17 protein-coding genes are annotated in these 20,689 nt (G+C 64.1%); 5 read left to right on the forward strand and 12 right to left on the reverse strand.

The features are described 5' to 3' along the window. Positions 1 to 440 precede the first annotated feature (440 nt). Complete coding sequence (locus ACOOEX_RS02665) at positions 441 to 821, forward strand: hypothetical protein (RefSeq protein WP_420397009.1); 381 nt, start codon at positions 441 to 443, stop codon at positions 819 to 821. Between the two features lie 121 nt (positions 822 to 942). Here ACOOEX_RS02665 and ACOOEX_RS02670 read toward each other — a convergent pair whose 3' ends face one another. The 4 genes from ACOOEX_RS02670 to ACOOEX_RS02685 all read right to left on the reverse strand — a co-directional run bounded on the left by ACOOEX_RS02670 (position 943) and on the right by ACOOEX_RS02685 (position 3,783). Further along, the gene (locus ACOOEX_RS02670) at positions 943 to 1,539 is read right to left on the reverse strand and encodes a DUF937 domain-containing protein (protein WP_420397010.1); all 597 of its coding nucleotides are present in this window, start codon (positions 1,537 to 1,539) and stop codon (positions 943 to 945) included. Positions 1,540 to 1,640: 101 nt separating this feature from the next. After that, positions 1,641 to 2,000 carry a carboxymuconolactone decarboxylase family protein gene (locus ACOOEX_RS02675; RefSeq protein ID WP_420397011.1) on the reverse strand — a complete coding sequence of 120 codons (360 nt, stop codon included), beginning with the start codon at positions 1,998 to 2,000 and terminating at the stop codon, positions 1,641 to 1,643. Positions 2,001 to 2,065: 65 nt separating this feature from the next. Further along, positions 2,066 to 2,704, reverse strand: coding sequence for a DUF938 domain-containing protein (locus ACOOEX_RS02680; RefSeq protein ID WP_420397012.1), 639 nt, complete (start codon positions 2,702 to 2,704; stop codon positions 2,066 to 2,068). Continuing rightward, positions 2,701 to 3,783, reverse strand: coding sequence for an NAD(P)/FAD-dependent oxidoreductase (locus ACOOEX_RS02685; RefSeq protein ID WP_420397013.1), 1,083 nt, complete (start codon positions 3,781 to 3,783; stop codon positions 2,701 to 2,703). The genes ACOOEX_RS02680 and ACOOEX_RS02685 overlap by 4 nt, the downstream gene beginning before the upstream one ends. Before the next feature lie 112 nt (positions 3,784 to 3,895). On the opposite strand from ACOOEX_RS02685, the gene ACOOEX_RS02690 reads away from it, so the two are divergent. Beyond that, a complete protein-coding gene (locus ACOOEX_RS02690; RefSeq protein ID WP_420397014.1) occupies positions 3,896 to 4,660 on the forward strand; it encodes an NAD(P)H-dependent oxidoreductase in 765 nt (254 codons plus the stop codon). Positions 4,661 to 4,711: 51 nt separating this feature from the next. Here ACOOEX_RS02690 and ACOOEX_RS02695 read toward each other — a convergent pair whose 3' ends face one another. From ACOOEX_RS02695 to xdhA, 8 genes are read right to left on the reverse strand one after another with little or no spacing between them, the layout of a single operon-like run. Beyond that, the gene (locus ACOOEX_RS02695) at positions 4,712 to 5,791 is read right to left on the reverse strand and encodes a BMP family ABC transporter substrate-binding protein (RefSeq protein ID WP_420397015.1); all 1,080 of its coding nucleotides are present in this window, start codon (positions 5,789 to 5,791) and stop codon (positions 4,712 to 4,714) included. 2 nt (positions 5,792 to 5,793) lie between these two features. Next, positions 5,794 to 6,555, reverse strand: a complete 762-nt coding sequence (locus ACOOEX_RS02700; protein WP_420397016.1) for an ion transporter — start codon at positions 6,553 to 6,555, stop codon at positions 5,794 to 5,796. Positions 6,556 to 6,563: 8 nt separating this feature from the next. Then, on the reverse strand, positions 6,564 to 7,487 hold the full coding sequence (locus ACOOEX_RS02705; protein ID WP_420397017.1) for an ABC transporter permease: 924 nt from the start codon (positions 7,485 to 7,487) through the stop codon (positions 6,564 to 6,566). Then, positions 7,487 to 8,572: an ABC transporter permease gene (locus ACOOEX_RS02710; protein ID WP_420397018.1), complete on the reverse strand. Its 1,086-nt coding sequence runs from the start codon at positions 8,570 to 8,572 to the stop codon at positions 7,487 to 7,489. Before ACOOEX_RS02710 ends, ACOOEX_RS02705 begins: the two co-directional genes overlap by 1 nt. Then, entirely contained in the window at positions 8,559 to 10,100 is a 1,542-nt protein-coding gene (locus ACOOEX_RS02715; protein WP_420397019.1) for an ABC transporter ATP-binding protein, read from the reverse strand. Before ACOOEX_RS02715 ends, ACOOEX_RS02710 begins: the two co-directional genes overlap by 14 nt. A 36-nt stretch (positions 10,101 to 10,136) precedes the next feature. Next, complete coding sequence (gene xdhC / locus ACOOEX_RS02720; RefSeq protein ID WP_420397020.1) at positions 10,137 to 11,108, reverse strand: xanthine dehydrogenase accessory protein XdhC; 972 nt, start codon at positions 11,106 to 11,108, stop codon at positions 10,137 to 10,139. Beyond that, positions 11,105 to 13,513 (reverse strand): xanthine dehydrogenase molybdopterin binding subunit, encoded by a 2,409-nt coding sequence (gene xdhB, locus ACOOEX_RS02725; RefSeq protein WP_420397021.1) that lies wholly within the window; start codon positions 13,511 to 13,513, stop codon positions 11,105 to 11,107. The genes xdhC and xdhB overlap by 4 nt, the downstream gene beginning before the upstream one ends. Next, a complete protein-coding gene (gene xdhA / locus ACOOEX_RS02730; RefSeq protein WP_420397022.1) occupies positions 13,510 to 14,889 on the reverse strand; it encodes a xanthine dehydrogenase small subunit in 1,380 nt (459 codons plus the stop codon). Before xdhA ends, xdhB begins: the two co-directional genes overlap by 4 nt. A 282-nt stretch (positions 14,890 to 15,171) precedes the next feature. Here xdhA and dnaE point away from each other — a divergent pair, with 282 nt between their 5' ends. The 3 genes from dnaE to ACOOEX_RS02745 all read left to right on the forward strand — a co-directional run bounded on the left by dnaE (position 15,172) and on the right by ACOOEX_RS02745 (position 20,672). Continuing rightward, positions 15,172 to 18,669: a DNA polymerase III subunit alpha gene (gene dnaE / locus ACOOEX_RS02735; protein ID WP_420397023.1), complete on the forward strand. Its 3,498-nt coding sequence runs from the start codon at positions 15,172 to 15,174 to the stop codon at positions 18,667 to 18,669. A gap of 108 nt (positions 18,670 to 18,777) precedes the next feature. Next, positions 18,778 to 19,284 carry a hypothetical protein gene (locus tag ACOOEX_RS02740; protein WP_420397024.1) on the forward strand — a complete coding sequence of 169 codons (507 nt, stop codon included), beginning with the start codon at positions 18,778 to 18,780 and terminating at the stop codon, positions 19,282 to 19,284. A 638-nt stretch (positions 19,285 to 19,922) separates the two neighbouring features. Then, positions 19,923 to 20,672: a TSUP family transporter gene (locus ACOOEX_RS02745; protein WP_420397025.1), complete on the forward strand. Its 750-nt coding sequence runs from the start codon at positions 19,923 to 19,925 to the stop codon at positions 20,670 to 20,672. The last annotated feature ends 17 nt before the right edge of the window (positions 20,673 to 20,689 follow it).

Genomic DNA, 20,689 nt, shown 5'->3' on the forward strand with positions numbered 1-20,689 from the left:
ATGTCGGAAGATTTTCCCACTCACAACTTCTTTTTTGATTGTAAACTTTGGCGGAAATTTTGACTTGAAGAAGTGCTGAAGCCACAACGCTCCTGTACTTCCAAGCAGTACAAAAAACAAAGCTAATAATGGTGGCCCCAATGAACTATCAACAAACACACCGGACCCCTCCGACAGTAAGCGGTTCATTCCTTGGCCAGCGGCCCACTCTTCTATGTTTTGCCGGTAGATGGTCCCCATCGGGATCAGCACAATAACCAGCAGTGCCGTTGAAACAAATCTCCACATGGCAAGACCATGCCTCACCGCATGGAGGTTGTGGAGTCATTTCATAAACTCCTCTTCTGCACGCTTGGTGCGCTTGATACATAAGGCTGGGCTTTCCATCGGGCGGCTGCTCGGCCAAACTGGACGTTCAGTGATTGCTACGGGGGATCGGCATGGCAACGGCGGCGGTGGTGATTGGTTTGGTGGCCTTCGGCTGGCTGACGCTCTTTCAGATCGCGCTGGCAGCAGGTGCGCCGATTGGGCACCTGGCCTGGGGCGGGGCCGCGCGGGTGCTGCCGAAGGGCCTGCGGGTGGCGAGCGCCCTGTCCGTTCTGCTGGCGCTGCTCGGCTTGCTGGCAATCGCCGAGACCGGCGGAGTGATCGCGCCGGTGTTTCCGGAGGGCTGGTTGCGCCCTGTCCTCTGGGGGCTGGCCGGGCTCTTCGGGCTGAGCGTTCTGACCAATCTCTTCGGCGCGCGAGGGTTGGAACGGTTGCACGGCGTCCCGCTGGCTTTGCTTTGCGCCGGGTCGTGCCTGGTGTTGGCCCTGTCCTGACACATGTGGGGAAGGGGGATGCCGTCAGGCATGCCCCGGCCCAATGCCCTTGCAGGGGCGTTCCACGCCGCCCGTCAGGGCCGCGCGGGTCGATGCGCGCGACACTGCGCAGCGAAATCTCTCAGCGGCGCAGGAACCGGCCCAGAACGTCGTCCATCGCAGACCCGTCGCCATCTGCGTCAAGCAGATCGTTCAGCATGCCAAGCCCGCCACCGCGGCTTGACCCGCCACCGCCGAGCAGACCGCCGATCATCCCGGCCAGCCCGCCGCCCTGCGCCTCTTCTTCTGCCGCGTCAATCTGGTCGTCCGGCATCTGCCGTTGCAGCCCGCCCTGCGCCATTGCGGCGAGCGCTGGCAGGAATTGGCTGACCAGATCGCGGTCCACGCCAGAGCGTGCGGCGGCTTCGTCCGCCAGACCATCTGCGGCCTCTTGCCCGCCCAGAAGCGCCGACAGGAAATCGCGCCCCTGCGCCTGACCGTCGGAACTGGCCGCCGCTTCGGCATCGTCGAAGAGCCCCGCCTGATCCTGTCCGCGCAGCCGCCCGAGCACATCGCCAAGCCCGCCGCTTTCCGCGCGCTGGCGCGCGGCCGACCCGATGGCGGGGGCCAGCAGCGATGTCAGGCTTTCGGCCTGCGCGTCGTCCAGCCCAAGCTGAGAGGCAAGCTGCCCCAGACCCTGACCGCCCTGCGCCTGCTGCAAAAGTCGCATGATCGACATGGTAATCCCTTTCTTAAATCCCGTGACCCGATCAGGTCAGCACAGATGCCGCCGTCGGGGAACCCGATTCGGGTGTCGCGGGCCGGATCGGCGGAAGGGGGTTATTCGGCGGCTTGGGGGGACAGGGCCGCGTGCAGCTCGTCATAGGCATCCATCGCCTTGGCCGCATACATCAGTGCCGGGCCGCCGCCCATCTGCACCGCCATGCCGAGCGCTTCGCCCAGTTCCTCACGGCTGCCACCGGCGCGGATCAGCACCTCGATATGGAAATTCATGCACGGCTCGCAGCTGTCGGCCACCGCGATGGCCACGGCAATCAGCTCCTTTGTTTTCACATCGAGCGCGCCATCGGTTTTCACCACCGCGCTGACCCCTGCAAAGGCCTTTGTCACCTCGGGGATTGCCTTGTTCAGCTTGCGCAGCTGCCCGTGCATTTCGTCGCGTTTTTCCATCCAGCTCATGGCGGTCTCCTGCTATTCTTTCGGCCTGTCAGAACAGGTTGGCAGGGGCCGCGCCTTGACCGGGATCAATTGGCGCTGACAATTACCATGAGGTTGTTGGAGGGCATCTCCACCGTTTCGGTCCTCAGCGGTGACAGGCGGTCGCGGACCAAGGCGATATCCTTGTAGCCGATGGCGGGGTCCTGCGCCCGCAGGCTGGCATGGAAGGCGGCATCGCCGTCGCTGGTCGTTTCGCCGTCGCGCAGGAACGGGCCATAGAGGAATGCCTTGCCGCCGGGGGTGAGGGCCTTTGCGATGCCTCTCAGCACCGCCTCGGCCTCTGTGTCCGCGATCAGGTGCAGCAGGTTCACCAGCAGGATCATGTCGGCGGGGCCATGGGTTGCGTGCCAGCCGGGGGTGGCGGCGTTCAGTTCGACGGGTGGGCGCAGGTTGGCGGGGCCTTCGGCCTGCCGCCACGCCTCGATCGAGGCCAGCCTTTCGGGGTCCAGATCGGTCGGTTGCCAGTCGAGACTGGGAAAGGCGCGGGAGAAGGCCACCGCATGTTCCCCGGTGCCCGCCGCGATTTCCAGGACGCGGCCTTCGGTGGGGGCATGGGCGCGCAGCACCTCAAGGATCGGGCCCATGTTGCGCCGGGCAGAGGGCGCGGACATGCGCTTGTCTGTGCCAGCCGAGGGCGCGTCCGGCAGGGTCAGCCTGCGGGTCATCCGAACCGTGCGGGGCTGAGCGCCGCGACGGTGTCCGCGTCCAGGTCCGGCGTGCGACCTGCGACCACATCGGCCAGCAACTGGCTGGCGGCGGGCGCGGTCTGGAAACCGTAGCCGCCTTGCCCTGCGCACCAGATGAAATCGGGTTCCCGCAGATCGCGGCCCAGGACCAGCGTCCGGTCGGGGGCGAAGCTGCGCAGCCCCGCCCAGGTGGTTTCGACGCGGGTCACTTCCTCGGTCACGAAGGGCTGATAGCGGGCGATGCCCTCGGCCAACACCATGTCATCGGCCCATGCGTCGTGGGGTTCGTCAACCGGGTCCTGTTCGGCGGGCGAGACGATCCACTTGCCCGCATCGGGCTTGGCATACCAGGTTTCACCAGCGCCAATCAGCATCGGCCAGCCGGACGGATCATAGCCCCCCGGTGCAGGCATCCGCGCCATGGACCGGCGTAGGGGGCTAATGCCGATTGGGGTGATCCCGGCCATTTTGGCGATGATGTCGACCCAGGCCCCGGCGGCGTTGACCAGTTGGCGCGCTTCATAGGTATCGCTGCCCGAGCTGACCTGCCAGATGCCATCCGTGCGGGTGATGGCCTCAACCCGCTTGCCGGTTTTCACCGTGCCGCCATTGCCGCGCATTTCCTTGACGAAATTGCCGATCAGAAGATCGGTGTCGAGGTCCCAGGCGTCCTCATGATGCGCCGCGCCGCGCAGGTGGTCGCGGTTCAGTGCCGGGACCAGCGCCATGGCCTCGTCGATAGTGATCGGGGTCAGGCCCATATCGGCAGTATCTTGCGCAAGCGTGTCTTCCTCACCCGGACCGGCAAGGAACATCAGACCGCGTGGGCTGAGCACGCCGCCATTCGCGGTCATGTGATAGTCGCGCGAGGCGAGGTTCAACTGCACCGTGGCGGGCAGGCCATATTGCGATTCAAAGAGCGCCGCCGAGCGGCCAGAGGCGTGATAGGCGAGGCTGGTTTCGGCCTCCAGCAACAGGGTTGTGCCCAGATGCGACAGGCGCGCCGCTGCGGAGGTTCCGGCAATGCCGCCGCCGATGATGAGGAAATCATATGTCATGGCAGATGCGTGACATGGCGTGTCGGCGCAGGCAAGGGGGCAGATGCAGCGGGGCTGTCATCGGGGCAGGAGCCGGGCTAGGGTTCGGGCGACGCAACGGGCGGGGGAGCCTATGACCACCACATTGATCGTTCTGGCGCATCCCGATCCGGGGTCGTTCAACGGGGCCTGGGCCGAGGCCAGCGCATGCGCCTGCCGGTCGCTTGGGCAGGACGTGCTGGTCAGCGACATTTGCGCCATGCGCTTCGATGCCGTGGAGGGTCGGCCGCATTTCCCCGGCTATGCGGAGGGCCGGCCTTTTGACCCGCTGAAGGCGCAGGAAGAGGCGACAGAGGCCGGTGAGATCCCTGTTGATGTGGCGGGAGAAATCGACAAGATCCGGGCCGCCGATCTGGTGATATTCCACTTCCCCATCTGGTGGTTCGCGCCGCCCGCGGTGCTGAAAGGCTGGTTCGACCGGGTTCTGGTGCACGGCGGGCTGCACAGTGTGGACGCGCGGTTCGATGCCGGGCTGTGCCGGGGCAAGCGGGCTCTGTTCTGTGCGACCACGGGGGCCAGCGCCGCGGAATGCGGGCCGGACGGGAAAGAGGGCGATATCCGCCTGCTGCTGTGGCCCGTGGCGCAGACGCTGCGGTATCTGGGAATCGAGGTCTATGAGCCGGAGATTGTGCACGGGGTGCATGGCTATTTCGAGGGCGCAGAGGACCTGATGTTGCGGGCGCGACTGACGGGGGTTCTGGACGGCCAGCGGGCATTGCTTGACGGTCTGACGGACCGGCCCCTGATGCGGTTCAACGCGGATGCGGATTTCGATGCAGACGGGCGGTTGAAGCCTGACAGCCACAGCTATTCCCCGTTTATCCGGCATCCGAGCTAAGAAAAAGGCCCGCCACCGGGGCGGGCCTTTCCGAAATCAGTCGCACGAAGATCAGTTCGGCACGTCGCCGGTGATGCCTTCGACGTAGAAGTTCATGCCAGCCAGCGTGCCGTCATCGGCCACTTCGCCTTCGGCCAGCCAAGCGGAGCCGTCCTGACGGTTCAGCGGGCCGGTGAAGGGGTGGTATTCGCCAGCGGCAATGGCCTCGACCATGGCCTGGGCAGAGGCGCGGACTTCTTCCGGGATCGCGTCGGTCATTTCACCGATACCAACCATGCCCGGTCCGATGCCGTCCCAGGTGTCGGTGCTTTCCCAGGTGCCGTCCATGACCGCCTGGGTGCGGGCGATGTAGTAGGGGGCCCAATCGTCGATGATGGCAGACACACGCGGGGCGGGGGCGAACTGGTACATGTCGGATGCCTGACCGAAGCCGATGGCGCCTGCCTCCGCCAGCACGGTCATCGGCGCGGTGGAGTCGGTGTGCTGCATGATCACGTCTGCGCCCTGGTCGATCAGCGCCTGTGCGGCGTCTGCCTCGACAGCCGGATCGAACCAGGTGTAGGCCCAAACGATGCGGAATTCGACATCGGGGTTCACTTCACGGGCGTGAATGAAGGCCGAGTTGATGCCGCGGATCACTTCGGGGATCGGGAAGGAGGCGATGTAGCCGACGATGTTCGACTCGGTCATGTGCCCGGCGATATGGCCCATCACGGCGCGGCCTTCATAGAAGCGGGCCGAATAGGTGGATACGTTCGGATGGTCGCGGCGATAGCCGGTGGCATGTTCGAAGCGCACGTTCGGGAACCGCTCGGCCACGGCATTGGTCGGGTCCATGTAGCCGAAAGAGGTGGTGAAGATCAGGTCGGCACCCGACAGGGCCATCTGGGTCAGCACGCGTTCCGCATCCGCGCCTTCCGGCACGTTTTCCACATAGCTGGTTTCGACGGCATCGCCGAAATGCTCTTCCACGGCCAGACGGCCGCGGTCATGTTCATAGGTCCAGCCGAGATCGCCGATGGAACCGACATAGATGAAGCCGACCTGTGTCGGATCGTCCTGCGCCAGTACCGGCGCGGCAAGGCCGAGCGACAGCGCGCTGGCTGCCATGATCTTGGTGAGTGTCTTCATTCTCAGGTCTCCTTGTTGGTGTCTGTTTCGTATTCTGTTTCTAGGTCGAGATCCGTTATCGGATCCTCAAGATCGCCCTCCAGCAGGGCGCTTGTGATCAGGCCGGCGGGCACTGCGATCACCCCAAGCCCGACCAGCAGCACAAGCCCGGTAAAGGCCCGCCCCGCCAGCGTGATGGGATAGACATCGCCATAGCCCACGGTGGTCAGGGTTGCCAGAGACCACCACAGGCAGGCAGGGATCGAGCCGAAGGTGTCGGGCTGCGCCTGATGCTCGAAATGGTAGATGCCCACGGCCGAGAGGTAGAGCACGACAAGGGCGATGAAGCTGAAGATCCACAGCTCGTCCCGGTTCTTCTGGAAGGCACGGGCCAGACGATCCAGCGCATGGCTGGCATGGAACAGTTTCAGCAGGCGAATGAGCCGCAGCAGGCGCAGCGAGCGGATGGACTGGGCGTCGGGCAGCAGGAACAGGATGGCGGGCACGATCGACAGGAAGTCCACGATTCCCCAGAAACTGACCGCGTAGCGCAGGGGTTTCGGCGAACAGGCCAGCCGCAGCAGATATTCCGCCGTGAAGATCGCCAGAACGCTGTATTCCACCACCAGCAGCACCCGGCGCAGCTCTGTCGGCAGGCTTTGTACGGTTTCCAGCGCAATGGCGACCGCCGAGACGATGATCAGCAGCTGCAGGGCAATCGCGATGCCCCGCCCGATGGTCGGATGTGTGCCATCCAGTGCCTGCAGAATCGCGCCGCGAGTCATGTGTCCTCCTAGCCGGTTGCATGGAACACCTTGCCAAGAGCGGCGGGCGCATTCAATGCGGTACGGCTCTTGTCCGAGGACATGATCACGAGCACGACGATGGTGATGACATAGGGCGACATTGCCAGGATCTCGACCGGGATGTTGATGCCCGCCGCCTGAAGGCGCAATTGCAGGGCCGTGACGCCACCGAATAGATAGGCCCCAAGCAGCGCGCGCCAGGGCTTCCAACTGGCGAAGACCACAAGCGCCAGCGCGATCCAACCCGCGCCAGCGGTCATGCCATCGACCCAGTTCTGCACCCGAACGACGGACAGGAACGCGCCGCCAAGACCCGCACAGGCGCCGCCGAACATGATCGCCATCAGGCGAATGCGGATAACCTTGTAGCCAAGCGCATGGGCAGCATCGTGGTTTTCGCCCACGGCGCGGATGATCAGGCCCACCTTGGTGTAGCCGAGCACATACCAGACCGCCGCGACCAGCAGGACCGACAGATAGATGATCAGGGAATGGCCGAAGAGGATGGGCCCGATCACCGGGATTTCTGCCATGGCTGCCGGGAACGGGTCTGACACAGGTGGCGGGGTCGATCCGGGATAGCCGACGCCAAGCAGGGCAGACAGCCCGAGTCCGAACAGTGTCAGCGCCAGCCCGGTGGCCACCTGATTGGACAGCAGCATCTGGGTGAGAACGCCGAAGATCAGCGACAGCGCCACACCGCTGGCCATGCCCGCCAGAAAGCCGAGCGTGGGCGAGCCGGTGTTGACGGCGACCACGAAGCCCATGACGGCACCGGTGATCATCATGCCCTCGACGCCAAGGTTCAGAACGCCGGTCTTCTCTACCACCAGCTCGCCGATCGCGGCCAGCAGAACGGGGGTGGAAACGGTGATCAGTGCAACGATCAGGGTGACTGGATCGATACCCATTATGCGACCCCCTCTTTCTTGAAGCGGATACGGTAGGTCGACAGAACATCGACGGCCAGCAGGAAGAACAGCAGCATACCCTGGAAGGCCTGGATGGCCGGGGCCGGGATCTGCAACATCAACTGCGCCAGTTCGCCGCCGATATAGGTCAGCGCCATCAGAAGCCCCGCCAGCAGGATGCCGATGGGATGCAGGCGGCCCAGGAAGGCCACGATGATCGCGGTAAAGCCGTAGCCGACGTTGAAGTCGATGCTGATCTGACCGGCAGGGCCGGAGACCTCGAAGAGACCGGCAAGACCTGCCAGCGCGCCGGAAACGCCCATGCACAGCACGATCAGCCGGTTGGGATTGACCCCGGCGAAGCGCGCCGCGCGTGGGGCCTGACCGGCCAGCTTGATCTGGTAGCCCAGAAGGTGCTTGTTCAGCAGCACATAGGCGGCGATGACCGCGATGAAGGCCATGACCACGCCCCAATGCATGCCCGTCCCCGAGATCAGTTCGGGGTTGTTCATCGAGTCAATGCGGCTGAGGTTGCGCGAGCCGGGAAAGCCGGAGCCTTCGGGGTTGCGCAGGAAACCCACGGCGGCGGATGCCAGAAACTTCTCGGCCACATAGACCAGCAGCAGCGACACGAGGATTTCGTTGGTGCGGAACCGGGTCTTGAGGATCGCGGGGATCATCGACCACGCCCACCCGCCGAGAGCCCCGGCGACGATCATGCCGGGGAAGATCAGCGGGCTTTCAGACGGATAGAAGGCCAGGCCGAAGGACGCACCGGCGATGGCACCCATGATATACTGACCCTCGGCCCCGATGTTCCAGACACCCGCCCGGAAGCCGAGCGCAAGGCCGATGGCGATCAGGATCAGCGGACCGGCCTTGACCAGAAGCTGAGGCCGCGAGTAGGCGGCGAAGCTTTCATGAAACAGCGGATCCCAGAAGATGATGCGGATCGCCTCGAACGGGTTCTTGCCCAGAAGGGCGAACATGATCCCACCGGCGATCATGGTCAGTACAACCGCCAGAACCGGCGTGGCGGCTGTCCATGCGCGGGACGGGGACGGTCGTTTCTCAAGCCTCAGCATGGATCGCCTCCTCGTCCAGATCATGCATGTCATGCGCCCCACCCAGCATCAGCCCGATGGTTTCCATGGTCAGGTCGCGCGTCGTGCGCACGTTTGACAGGCGGCCTTCGTTGAGGGCGGCGAAATTGTCGGAGACCTCCAGCAATTCATCGAGATCCTGGCTGATGACGATGACGCCCGCGCCCTTCTGGGCCAGATCGAGGATTGCCTGTCGAATATCGGCCGCCGCCGAGGCATCGACGCCCCAGGTCGGCTGGTTGACCACCAGAACGGTGGGGTCTTGCAGGATTTCCCGTCCGATGACGAATTTCTGCAAATTGCCGCCGGACAGCGACCGCGCCACGTTGTCGGGACCGGGGGTGCGCACGTCGAAATCGGCGATGACCTTTTCGGCATAGCTGCGAGTCGCGCCCCAGTTGACGAAGCCGCTACCCGCAAGGTTCTTGCGCTGGCGCGCGGTCAGCAGGGCGTTTTCAACAAGGCTCATATCCGGTGCGGCGGCATGGCCGAGCCGTTCTTCCGGCCCGCAGAGAATGCCCAGTTCGCGCCGTTCGTTCGGGCCCTTGTCGCCAATCGGGTTCTTGTTGAGCATCACCGTCCCCGGCGCGGTCGTGACTTCCCCCGACAGGGCGGCAAGCAGCTCGTCCTGACCGTTGCCGGCAACGCCGCCAATGCCCAGAACCTCGCCCGCGTGCAGCTCGATGCCGATATGGCGCAGCGGGGTGCCGAAGGGGTTCGACGGCTCCACCGAGAGGCCCGAAACCTTCAGGATCACCTCGCCCAGATCGGCATTGTCGCGGGCCGGGGTGGCCAGGGACTTGCCGACCATCAGTTCGGCCATTTCAGCGGCGGAAGTGTCGCGCGGTGTGCATTTGCCCACGACCTTGCCAAGCCGGAGAATGGTGGCCTCGTCGCAAAGCGCGCGGATCTCTTCCAGCTTGTGGCTGATATAGAGGATCGAGGTGCCCTCGGCGGCCAGCTTGCGCAGGGTGTGGAAGAGGATCTCCACCTCCTGCGGGGTCAGCACGCTGGTGGGCTCGTCCATGATCAGCAGCTTGGGATCTTGCAGAAGGCAGCGGATGATCTCCACCCGCTGGCGTTCGCCTGCGGACAGGTCACCGACCAGACGATCGGGGTCGAGCGGAAGGCCATAGGCCTCGCTCACCTCGCGGATGCGTTTGGCCAGATCGCGCTGAGGCGGCGGGTTTTCCATGCCAAGCGCGATGTTCTCGGCAACGTTGAGCGCCTCGAAGAGCGAGAAATGCTGGAACACCATCGCCACACCAGTGGACCGGGCGATGCGCGGTTCGGGCGGCGCATAGGACGAGCCCCGGAAGGTCATGGACCCGCTGTCAGGGCGCACGAGGCCGTAGATCATCTTCACCAGCGTCGATTTGCCCGCGCCGTTTTCACCAAGCAGGGCATGAACTTCGCCCGGCATGATCTGGAACGACACATCGCTGTTGGCGACGACGCCGGGATAGGCCTTGGTCAGCCCGTTTATGGAAAGCAGGGGTTGGTCGGTCATGTGACGCCCTCCTGTCTTGGTCCTTGTTCGGTCATGTCACTCCCCTCCCGAGTGGTGCCGCTGGCTGCGGTCTGTCTTTTGTTGTGTCCCGGCCTGCGCGGCGTCCCTGATTAGGCTGGCCGCCACCCCAACGGCAATGGCCTGCGGGTGCTTGCCAAGGCTGGGGTCGCCGATTGGGCAGGTGATGCGCGAAATCTGGGCGTCCGAGTGCCCAAGCTGCTGCAAACGCTTGCGAAAGCGGGTCCATTTGGTGGCCGATCCGATGAGGCCGCAGAAGCGGAATCCGTGGCTTAGCGCGTTGTGGCAAAGCGCCAGGTCAATCTCGTGGCTATAGGTCAGGATCAGGTGTTGGGCGTCCGGTGGGGCCAGCCGCATGGCGGCGGGCATATCGGGCGCGGGCAAGGCGGTGAGGTCTTGCGGAATATCCTGAGGAAAGCGATCCGGGGCACTGTCGATCCAGGTGATGGCGAAATCCGGCAGGGGCGTGAGCGTGGCAACGATGGCCCGACCCACATGGCCTGCGCCCCAGATCCAGAGCGGCGTGGCTGCGGACCGGATCGGTTCGACGAACCAGCCCTGAACAAGCTGCGCCTCAATCGGGCGATGACCCGCCCGTGAGGCGCGCAGATGGCCCGTCAGCTTTAGCGGCATTGCGTGGGTGGAGCCGGGCAGGGCGCGCGCATGGACATCGCCAGTGACGCCTGCAAGGCGTGCCTCATCCCAGACCTCTGTCAGCAATTGCACCGCCCCGCCGCAGCACTGCCCCAGACCGGGGCCGAGCGGCACCTTGTCGAAACGGTCGGCGCTGGTCAGCGCCTGCCGCGCCCGGTCCACCGCCTGAAATTCCAGCGCGCCGCCGCCAATCGTGCCGGATTGTCCATCGGCCCAGACCAGCATGGAGGTTCCGGCCTCGCGCGGCACAGACCCGGCTGAGCCCGCGATCACGACCCGCGCAACGCGGCCATGCGCAGCGACAGCGGCGCGAAGGGCGTTCAGGTCGAGGCTCATCCTCTCGCCCTCTTGATGGCCGAAAGCACTTCCTCGGCGGTCGCGGGGGCTTGCAGGTCGGCATAGTTCGGCCCGCAGGCGGCCACCGCCTCGGACAGAGCAGACCAGACGCTGATCCCGTGCATGAAGGGCGGCTCGCCCACGGCCTTGGAGCGATAGATCGTCTCCTCGGGGTTGGGCGCGTCCCAAAGTGCGACGTTGAAGACGCGGGGCCGGTCCGAACAGGCGGGGATCTTGTAGGTCGAGGGCGCGTGGGTGCGCAGCCGCCCCTTGCCGTCCCAGACCAGTTCCTCGGTCGTGAGCCACCCCGCGCCCTGTACGAAAGCCCCTTCCACCTGACCGATATCGAGAACAGGGTTCAGGCTGCTGCCCGCGTCATGCAGGATGTCGGTGCGCAGGATACGGTTTTCGCCAGTGAGCGTGTCGATGACGACCTCTGAACAGGCCGCGCCTTGGGCGAAGTAGAAGAACGGACGCCCGCGCCCGGCGATGCGGTCCCATGCGACCTCGGGCGTTTTGTAAAACCCGGTAGCGGACAGACTGACGCGTCCCACATAGGCGCGGTTCGCGGCCTCGTCGAAGGGGATCGCCTCATTGCCCACATGCACCATGCCATCGGCAAACCGGACCTGCGCGGGCTTGGTCTGGTACTGCTCGGCAAAGAAGTCGGCCATCCGGTCGCGGATCGTGTCACAGGCGGCTTTTACGGCCATTCCGTTCAGGTCCGAGCCAGAGGAGGCCGCGGTGGCAGAGGTATTGGGCACCTTGCCGGTATCGGTCGCGGTGATCTTGACCCGGTCGAGCGGCACGCCGAAGCGGTCGGCGGCGACCTGCGCGACCTTCTGAAAGAGGCCCTGGCCCATTTCCGTACCGCCGTGGTTCAGGTGGATGGAGCCATCATTGTAGACATGCACCAGCGCGCCTGCCTGGTTGAGATGCGTGAGCGTGAAAGAGATGCCGAATTTCACCGGCGTCAGGGCGATGCCGCGTTTCAGCACCGGCTGGCTGGCATTCCAATCCGCAATCGCGGCGCGGCGGGAGTGGTAGTCGCAAGCCTGTGCCAGTTTCGCGGTCAGCCCGTTCAGGATGAAGTCCGTCACCGGCATGTGATAGGGCGTGGTCTGTTGCCCGGCTTCCATCGGTTCGGGCGAATGCGCGCCGCCGAAGCGTTTCGCGCCGCCAGTGCCGGAGCTGATCTTGTGCGCGGTGCCTGCGCCCTTCGCCTCGACATCGGCTTCCGGGTTTGCCCCCGGTTTACCGCCCATCTCGGCGTAGTAATTCGCCTTGCGCACCTCCAGCGGGTCGAGCCCAAGCGTATGGGCGATATGGTCCATCACCCGTTCGATCCCCAGAACCCCCTGCGGGCCGCCAAAACCGCGATAGGCGGTGGCGCTTTGGGTGTTGGTGCGCAGCCGGTGCGAGGTGATCCGTGCGGCGGGCAGGTGATAGGCGTTGTCGGCATGCAGCATGGCGCGGTCGGCCACGGGCAGGGACAGGTCCAGCGCCCATCCGCAGCGGGTCATCTGCACGAAATCGACGCCAGTGAGCTTGCCATGGGCATCGACGCCCGCGCGGTAGTCGATGCGGAAATCGTGCCGCTTGCCGGTGATCATCATGTCATCGTCGCGGTCATAGCGCATCTTCACGGGGCGGCCCGTGCGATCCGCGACCATGGCGCAGGCGATGGCCAGATGGTTGCCCTGACTTTCCTTGCCGCCGAAGCCGCCACCCATGCGGCGCACTTCGACTCGCACCGCGTTCATCGGGCGGTGGAGCGCATGGGCCACCTTGTGCTGGATTTCGCTTGGGTGCTGGGTGGAGCAATGCACCACCATATCGCCGCCTTCCTGCGGCAGGACCAGCGCGGCCTGACCCTCCAGATAGAAATGCTCCTGCCCGCCCATCTTCAGCCGGCCTTCGATGATATGCGTGGCGCGGGCCAGCGCGGCATCAACATCGCCTTTTTCATAGATGCGGGGGCCGTCCTCGAACCTCGCATTTGCAGCGAGCGCCTGTTCGATGGTCAGGATGGGTTCCAGTTCCTCATACTCGACCTGCGCCAGCCGTGCGGCCTTGCGGGCGGCGAGGTGGCTGGTCGCGGCCACGAGGAAGAGCGGCTGACCGAGGTAATGCACACTGCCATCGGAGAGCAGCGGCTCGTCATGGGCCGAAGGCGAGCAGTCGGGGATCCCGTCGAAATCCTCACCGGCCAGCACCATCACCACACCGGGCGCAGCACGTACCGCGTCGAGATTCATGGAAATAATCCGACCATGGGCGATTTCAGCCATGCCGAAAGCCAGATGCAGGCAGTTGGCCGGGACCGGGATGTCATCGACATAGCGGGCCTGGCCGGTCACATGCAGGGGCGCCGCGTCATGGGGGAGGGATTTGTGAACGCTCATGCCGACACCTCCAGCACGTTGGACAGGGTGCCCTGATCCTCATGGAAATAGCGCAGGAGCATGTTGGCGGCGGTCTCCAGCCGGTAGGCGGCAGAGGCGCGCATGTCGGTGAGCGGGGTGAAATCCTGCGTATATGCCGCCATCGCGGCGCGGACGGTCGCTTCCGTCCAGGGCTGGCCGACCAGCGCGGCCTCGGCATTCGATGCCCGCTTGGGGATGCCCGCCATGCCGCCATAAGCCAGCTTCGCGTCGGTCACGGTGCCGTTCTCGACGGTGACACTCAGGCAGCCGCAGACGGCGGAGATGTCCTGATCGAAGCGCTTCGACAGCTTGTAGCAGCGCAGCCGGTCGGGTTGGGTCGGGATGGTGATGCCTTCCACGAATTCGCCGGCATCGCGGTCCTGCTTGCCGTAGTCGATGAAGAAGCTTTCCAGCGGGATCGTGCGGCGCGTATCGCCCTTGCGCAGGTGAAGTTGCGCGCCAAGCGCGATCAGGGCAGGTGGCGAATCCCCGATGGGCGATCCATTGGCGATATTGCCGCCGATGGTGGCCGCGTTCCTGACCTGCGTGGACGCAAACCGACGCAGCATCTCCGCAAAGGAAGGATGGCGGGGCGCGATGGCGGCATGAAGCTCCGTGAGAGACACCATCGCGCCCACATGCATCCCGGAAGCATCTTCCGAGATGGTTTTCAGGTCGGCGCAGCCACCGAGAAAGGCGACCGGCGACAGGTCGCGCAGCATCTTGGTGACCCAGAGCCCGACATCCGTGGCTCCGGCAATGAGCGTGGCATCGGGGTTCGCCGCGTACCAGTCGGCCAGCTCATCGCTGCTGCCGGGGGCGAAGGGCAGTTGGCTGGCGTCCAACGCGGCCACAGCGTCTCGGTCGGTTTGCATCCAGTCCGGCACAGGTTCAGACGCGGCAGCCTCAGCCGCGCGGATGATCGGTGCGTAGCCGGTGCAGCGGCAGAGGTTCCCCGCCAGCACATCGTCGAACGCCGTGTCGCCATTGGTATGGGCTGCGGCCAGCGAGGCCACGATGCCCGGCGTGCAGAACCCGCATTGCGACCCGTGATGCTCCACCATCGCGGTCTGCACCGGATGCATCTGGCCATCGGGGCCGGAAATGCCCTCGACCGTGCGCACGGCCTTTCCGTTCAGCTGAGGCAGGAACAGGATGCAGCCATTGACCGCCTTCGATCCGTCTGCATCGGTGACAACCACGGTACATGCCCCGCAGTCGCCCTCGTTACAGCCTTCCTTGGTTCCGGTCAGGCCCTGCGTCTCGCGCAGCCAATCCAACAATGTGCGGGTAGACGGCTGATCCGTGATCCGGACCGGCGCGCCGTTGAGGAGGAAAACAACCTCGTCAGTCATTCAATTCTCGCGTCGCCTTCTTTTCGGAGGGGCTTTGCCCTCATTTGCGCTGGCCCGATGCGACGTAAAGCCTGTGCGCGCTTCCCTGTTGGTGTGGTCAGGAAAGCGGCTTTTTGTCTCTGTGGCAAGCGACGCGGCGCATTGCAGCACAAAAAGACTTTCAGGTTTCTTGCGAAAATGAGTTGGATTCCCGCAAAGAGGTGAAAGATCAGGCTGTCTTGAAACGAGCGTCGTCCAACCACGGGGCTGGCAGCGCGTCTGGTGCTGCGCTAGCCTCGCACAATGAGCAGCGCCCCCCGATTCATCCATCTCCGCCTTCATACCGAATATTCCCTTCTGGAAGGGGCCGTGCCGGTCAAGAAACTGGCTGGCATGTGCGCGGGCGCCGGGATGCCCGCCGTGGCGGTAACCGAAACCAACAACATGTTCTCGGCCCTGCAGTTTTCGGAACTTGCGGCAGGGGCCGGGGTGCAACCCATTATCGGCTGCCAGATCAGCGTCGATTACGACCCGCCTCAGCCGGGGGAAAAGCCGCGCGCGTTTGCGCCCGTGGTGCTGCTGGCCCAGAACCGGACGGGCTATGAGCATCTGATGAAGCTCAACTCCTGTCTTTACCTGCGCGGCGATGGCAGCCTGCCGCATGTGACACTGGAGGAACTGGCCGTCCATTCCGAGGGGCTCATCTGCCTGACAGGCGGCCCCGATGGCCCGATCGGCCGCTTCCTGCGCAATGGACAGCGGGCCAAGGCCGAGGCGCTGATGGCGCGGTTGAAGGGCATCTATGGCGACCGGCTCTATGTCGAACTGCAACGCCACCCGGGCGAGGGCGGATTGCCAGAGGCGGAACAGAAATCCGAGCGCGGCCACGTGGAACTGGCCTATGCAATGGACCTGCCTCTGGTCGCGACCAATGATGTCTATTTCCCGAAATCCGACATGTACGAGGCTCATGACGCGCTGCTCTGCATTGCGGACGGTGCCTATGTGGACCAACAGGAACCGCGCCGCCGCCTGACCCCGCAGCATTATTTCAAGACGCCCGAGGAGATGGCGACGCTGTTTGCCGATCTGCCCGAGGCGCTGGAAAACACCGTCGAGATCGCCCGCCGCTGCGCCTTCCGTGCGCGGACACACCCGCCCATCCTGCCGAAATTCGCCGATGACGAGGTCAGCGAATTGCGCCGTCAGGCCAACGAAGGGTTGCAGGCGCGTCTGGCCGTGATCCCCCATGCGGTCAGCCCCGAGGAGTACCAGGCAAGGCTCGATTTCGAACTGGACATCATCGAGGGCATGGGCTTCCCCGGTTACTTCCTGATCGTGGCCGACTTCATCCAATGGGCCAAGGATCATGACATTCCGGTTGGTCCCGGGCGGGGGTCCGGGGCAGGGTCACTGGTGGCCTATGCGCTGACCATCACCGACCTCGACCCGCTGCGCTATTCGCTGCTGTTCGAACGCTTCCTGAACCCCGAACGGGTCAGCATGCCCGACTTCGATATCGACTTCTGCATGGACCGCCGCGAAGAGGTGATCCGCTACGTGCAGGAGAAATACGGGCGCGAGAAGGTGGGCCAGATCATCACCTTCGGCGCGCTTCTGTCCAAGGCCGCCGTGCGCGACGTGGGCCGGGTGCTGCAAATGCCCTTCATGCAGGTGGATCGCCTGTCCAAGATGATCCCGGTCGAGGGCGTGAAACCCGTCTCGATCGAAAAGGCGCTGGCCGATGAACCCCGCCTGCGCGAGGCCGCGCGGGAAGAGGAGGTCGTCAAACGTCTGCTGGATTATGGCCAGCAGGTGGAAGGTCTGCTCAGGAACGCCTCGACCCACGCGGCTGGCGTGGTGATCGGGGACAGGCCGCTCGATGAGCTGGTGCCGCTCTATCAGGATCCCCGCTCCGATATGCCCGCAACCCAGTTCAACATGAAATGGGTTGAACCGGCGGGGCTGGTGAAATTCGACTTCCTCGGTCTGAAGACCCTGACCGTGGTGCAAAACGCCATTGACCTGATTCATGGGCAGGGGCGCGACCTGCATATCGGGCCGGACGGGACGACGCTTTACGAGCCGCCCGCCGGGGCCGAGAACCAGATCAACGCCATTCCGCTGGATGATGAGGCGACCTACAAGCTTTACGCCAGCGCCAAGACCGTCGCCGTGTTCCAGGTGGAAAGCTCGGGCATGATGGATGCGCTTCGGCGGATGAAACCGACCTGTATCGAGGATATCGTGGCGCTTGTGGCGCTCTACCGTCCCGGCCCGATGGAGAACATCCCGACCTATTGCGAGGTCAAGAACGGGCTGAAGGAACGCGAATCCGTTCACCCGCTCATTGACCATATTTTGGAAGAAACCCAAGGCATCATCGTCTACCAGGAACAGGTGATGCAGATCGCGCAGGTCATGGCCGGGTACTCCCTTGGCGGCGCCGACCTGCTGCGCCGGGCCATGGGTAAGAAGATCGCCGAGGAGATGGCCAAGGAACGCCCAAAATTCGAAAAAGGGGCGATGGAAAACGGCGTCGACAAGAAGAAGGCGTCGGAGGTTTTCGACCTTCTTGAGAAGTTCGCCAACTATGGCTTCAACAAATCCCACGCGGCGGCCTATGCGGTGGTCAGCTACCAGACGGCCTGGCTGAAGGCCAATCATACGGTGGAATTCATGGCCGCCGTCATGAACTGCGATATCCACCTGACCGACAAGCTGAATGTCTACAAGCAGGAGGTGGACCGGCTGGAGATCGAGACCATCCCGCCTTGCGTCAACCGCTCTGCCGCGATGTTTACGGTGGACAAGGGCCGTGTCGTCTATGCGCTGGGTGGGCTCAAGAATGTGGGCGTCGAGGCGATGCGCCTGATCGAAGATGGCCGCGCCGGGCAGCCCTTTGCGACGCTCTTCGACTTTGCCCGCCGGGTGGATCTGAAACGGGTCGGCAAACGGCCGCTGGAAATGCTGGCGCGTGCCGGGGCGTTTGATGAGCTTGACCGCAATCGCCGCCGTGTCTTCGATAGCCTTGATGCATTGGTCGGCTATTCCGCTGCGATCCATGAACAGCGCAATTCCAACCAGGTGTCGCTCTTTGGCGAGGCGGGCGACGACCTGCCCGAACCGCGCCTGCCCAACCCTGCCGACTGGCTGCCCAATGAGCGACTGGCGGAGGAGCACAAGGCCGTCGGGTTCTATCTGTCGGGCCATCCGCTCGATGACTACATGCCGGCGCTCAAACGCAAGAAATGCATGACGCTGGAGGAGGTGGAGCAGAAGGTGCAGGGCGGGGCCTTCGTGGCCAAGATGGCGGGGTCCGTGTCCTCCCGTCAGGAACGGAAAAGCCAGCGCGGCAACCGGTTTGCTTTCGTGCAGCTGTCAGACCCGACCGGGCTGTACGAGGTCACCATGTTCTCCGAGGTGCTGGAGGCAAGCCGCGAGTTTCTCGACAGCGGGTCGAACGTGGTGATCACGGCGGATGCGACCTATGAGGGCGAGCAGCTGAAACTGCTGGCCCGCACGGTGCAGCCGGTCGATGGCGTGGTTGCCGATGCGGGTGGATCGGGCCTGCGGATATTCATCGAGGAAGATGTGGCCATCCCCGCCGTTGCGGGCCTGCTGGACCGCGCGCGGGGCGAGGCGAAGCTGAAGGGCCGGGGGCCGGTCAGCCTGTGTTTGATGGATCCCGATCTGCCCGGTGAAGTCGACGTGCTGTTGGGCGAAGATTTCCCCGTGAACCCGCAGATCAAGGGTGCGTTGAAGAGCCTTGAGGGCGTTCTGATGGTGGAGGAGATCTGAGTTGGATCGGATGGGTTGCCTTTGAGCCGAACTCGTGTTGAGAACTCCTATATGGACGATCCCAGGGCTTCACTTGGGTATTTGGTAATGAGTTAGGAGTGAAACCAGATGTTGTCTTTTTCCCTGCGTCGATACTCGATTTGCCGCAAAACGATTGTTCCGTTGTTTCTGATCACCTGCCTTGCGGCTTCTTGCGCTCCGGTTGTTGAAACGAGCCAACGCGGGGACCCCGGTTGCATGTTCCAGCCAGGTTCACCGACCTCCTGCACGCGGATCTATGCCTGCATTGGCGGCGAGGATATCCTTGCAGGTCGAGCGGTCGGATGGGAGGAAGGCGTGGTCGCCGCCACCATGTCCAACGGCGCAAGCTGTGAAGGGACGTTTCAGGCCACCCGACAGGGTGGAACGGTTTCATTCACCTGCGATGATGGTCAAAGCGCGGGCGTGAATTTCACGCTGGCCGGCAACAGGTCCAGCACCGCTATCGGCATCGGAAGAACGGATCAGGGCCGCACGATCCAAGGTTGGACCGGCCCCGCCTTGCGAGAGTTTTTTGCTAACACAAACGGCGGGCAACTGCCTGTTTGCGGTGGTCAATCCATCCAACCGGTGTGAAGGCATATCAGGATCCCGTCTTGCAGATTGTGGGTCTGCAACCTAACCCGTCCCAATGGTCAGCCCCGATATGTTCACCCCCTGCGTCTTCCAGAAATGCCGCAGGTCGATGAACATCTGGGTCTCGGCCAGTGTCTCCCTCTTTCGCCGCTCCCCTGCCAATGGATCTCTCCCGGAGCTGCGTCGTCCATATCGAGGGCCGCTTGCCTGCGCAAAGCAGCATCTGGCGCACCAGTGAGGGCCTGGATTCATTCTCCACCGCACCCCGAGCAAGGCTCCCTGGGGCGTTTTCTGGACGAAGACACGAGGATCGCCGAGGACTGGGAGCCGCAGGTCGGTCAGATATCTGCCGATGGTCGCCGCATCGACTGGCCCGGTTGCCGGTCGATGCGCGCGGATTGCCAGCGACCGGGGCGACAGGGCGCCATTTGGCGCAGAGGGCAACAATCCGCCCTCGACGGAGGGTTGTGAGGCGGGTGAGGCGGGCAGCGTGATGCAGGGTGTCCATCTTGCGAGGTCGCCGGTGTGATTTGGCAATTGCGGCCCGTCCCCGAATCGGCTGTACAACCCGGAGCGTTCACGGCCAGCGGACCGGGGGCGAACATGGAGGGCGACCGATAGGGGCCGTAATCGAATCCTTGCCGCTTGGCGTTCTGGCCGCGGCGCTGGCGATCACCTTCTTCGGGGGCGTGGTCAAGGGCGTGGTGGGATTTGCCCTGCCGTTGATCATGATCTCTGGCCTCAGTGCGATCATGCCGCCGGAAATCGCGCTGGCGGCGCTTCTGCTGCCCGCGGCGCTGACCAATATGTGGCAAGCGTTTCGGCAGGGTCTGGGGGCGGCGGCGCAGTCTCTGCGGGGGCATTGGCCCTTCATGCTGATCGGACTCGGCGTCATGGCGGTGGCGGCGCAGATGGTTCTGGACGTGCCGCAATGGGCCTTCTTCGGGATCATCGGGGTGCCGGTGGTGATCTATGCCAGCCTGCAACTGATGGGCCGGCCGATCCGGGTTCCGGCGCGGCGGCGGGGGTTGGCGGTACTGCTGTTCGGCGGGCTTGCCGGGGTTCTGGGGGGCTTCGCGGCGGTTTTCGGACCGCCGACGGTGGCCTATCTGATGTCGCGCGACGCGGAAAAGGCAGAGCAGGTGCGGGTGCAGGGGATGATGTACTTCCTCGGCAACGTTCTGCTGTTCGGGGCGCATCTGCGATCCGGCGTGCTGAATGCGGACACGATCCCGCTGACGGTGCTGATGCTGCTGCCTGCATTCGCGGGGATGTGGTTGGGGTTCAGACTCCAGGACCGGATGAACAAGGCGCAATTCCTGCGGGCCACGCTGGTGGTGCTGCTGATTGCCGGACTCAACCTTGTTCGGCGGGCTGTTTTCGTGTGAGGTCCCGTCGGGGAGGA

The sequence above is a fragment of the Nioella sp. genome, from assembly GCF_965215655.1.
Taxonomy (GTDB): domain Bacteria; phylum Pseudomonadota; class Alphaproteobacteria; order Rhodobacterales; family Rhodobacteraceae; genus Nioella.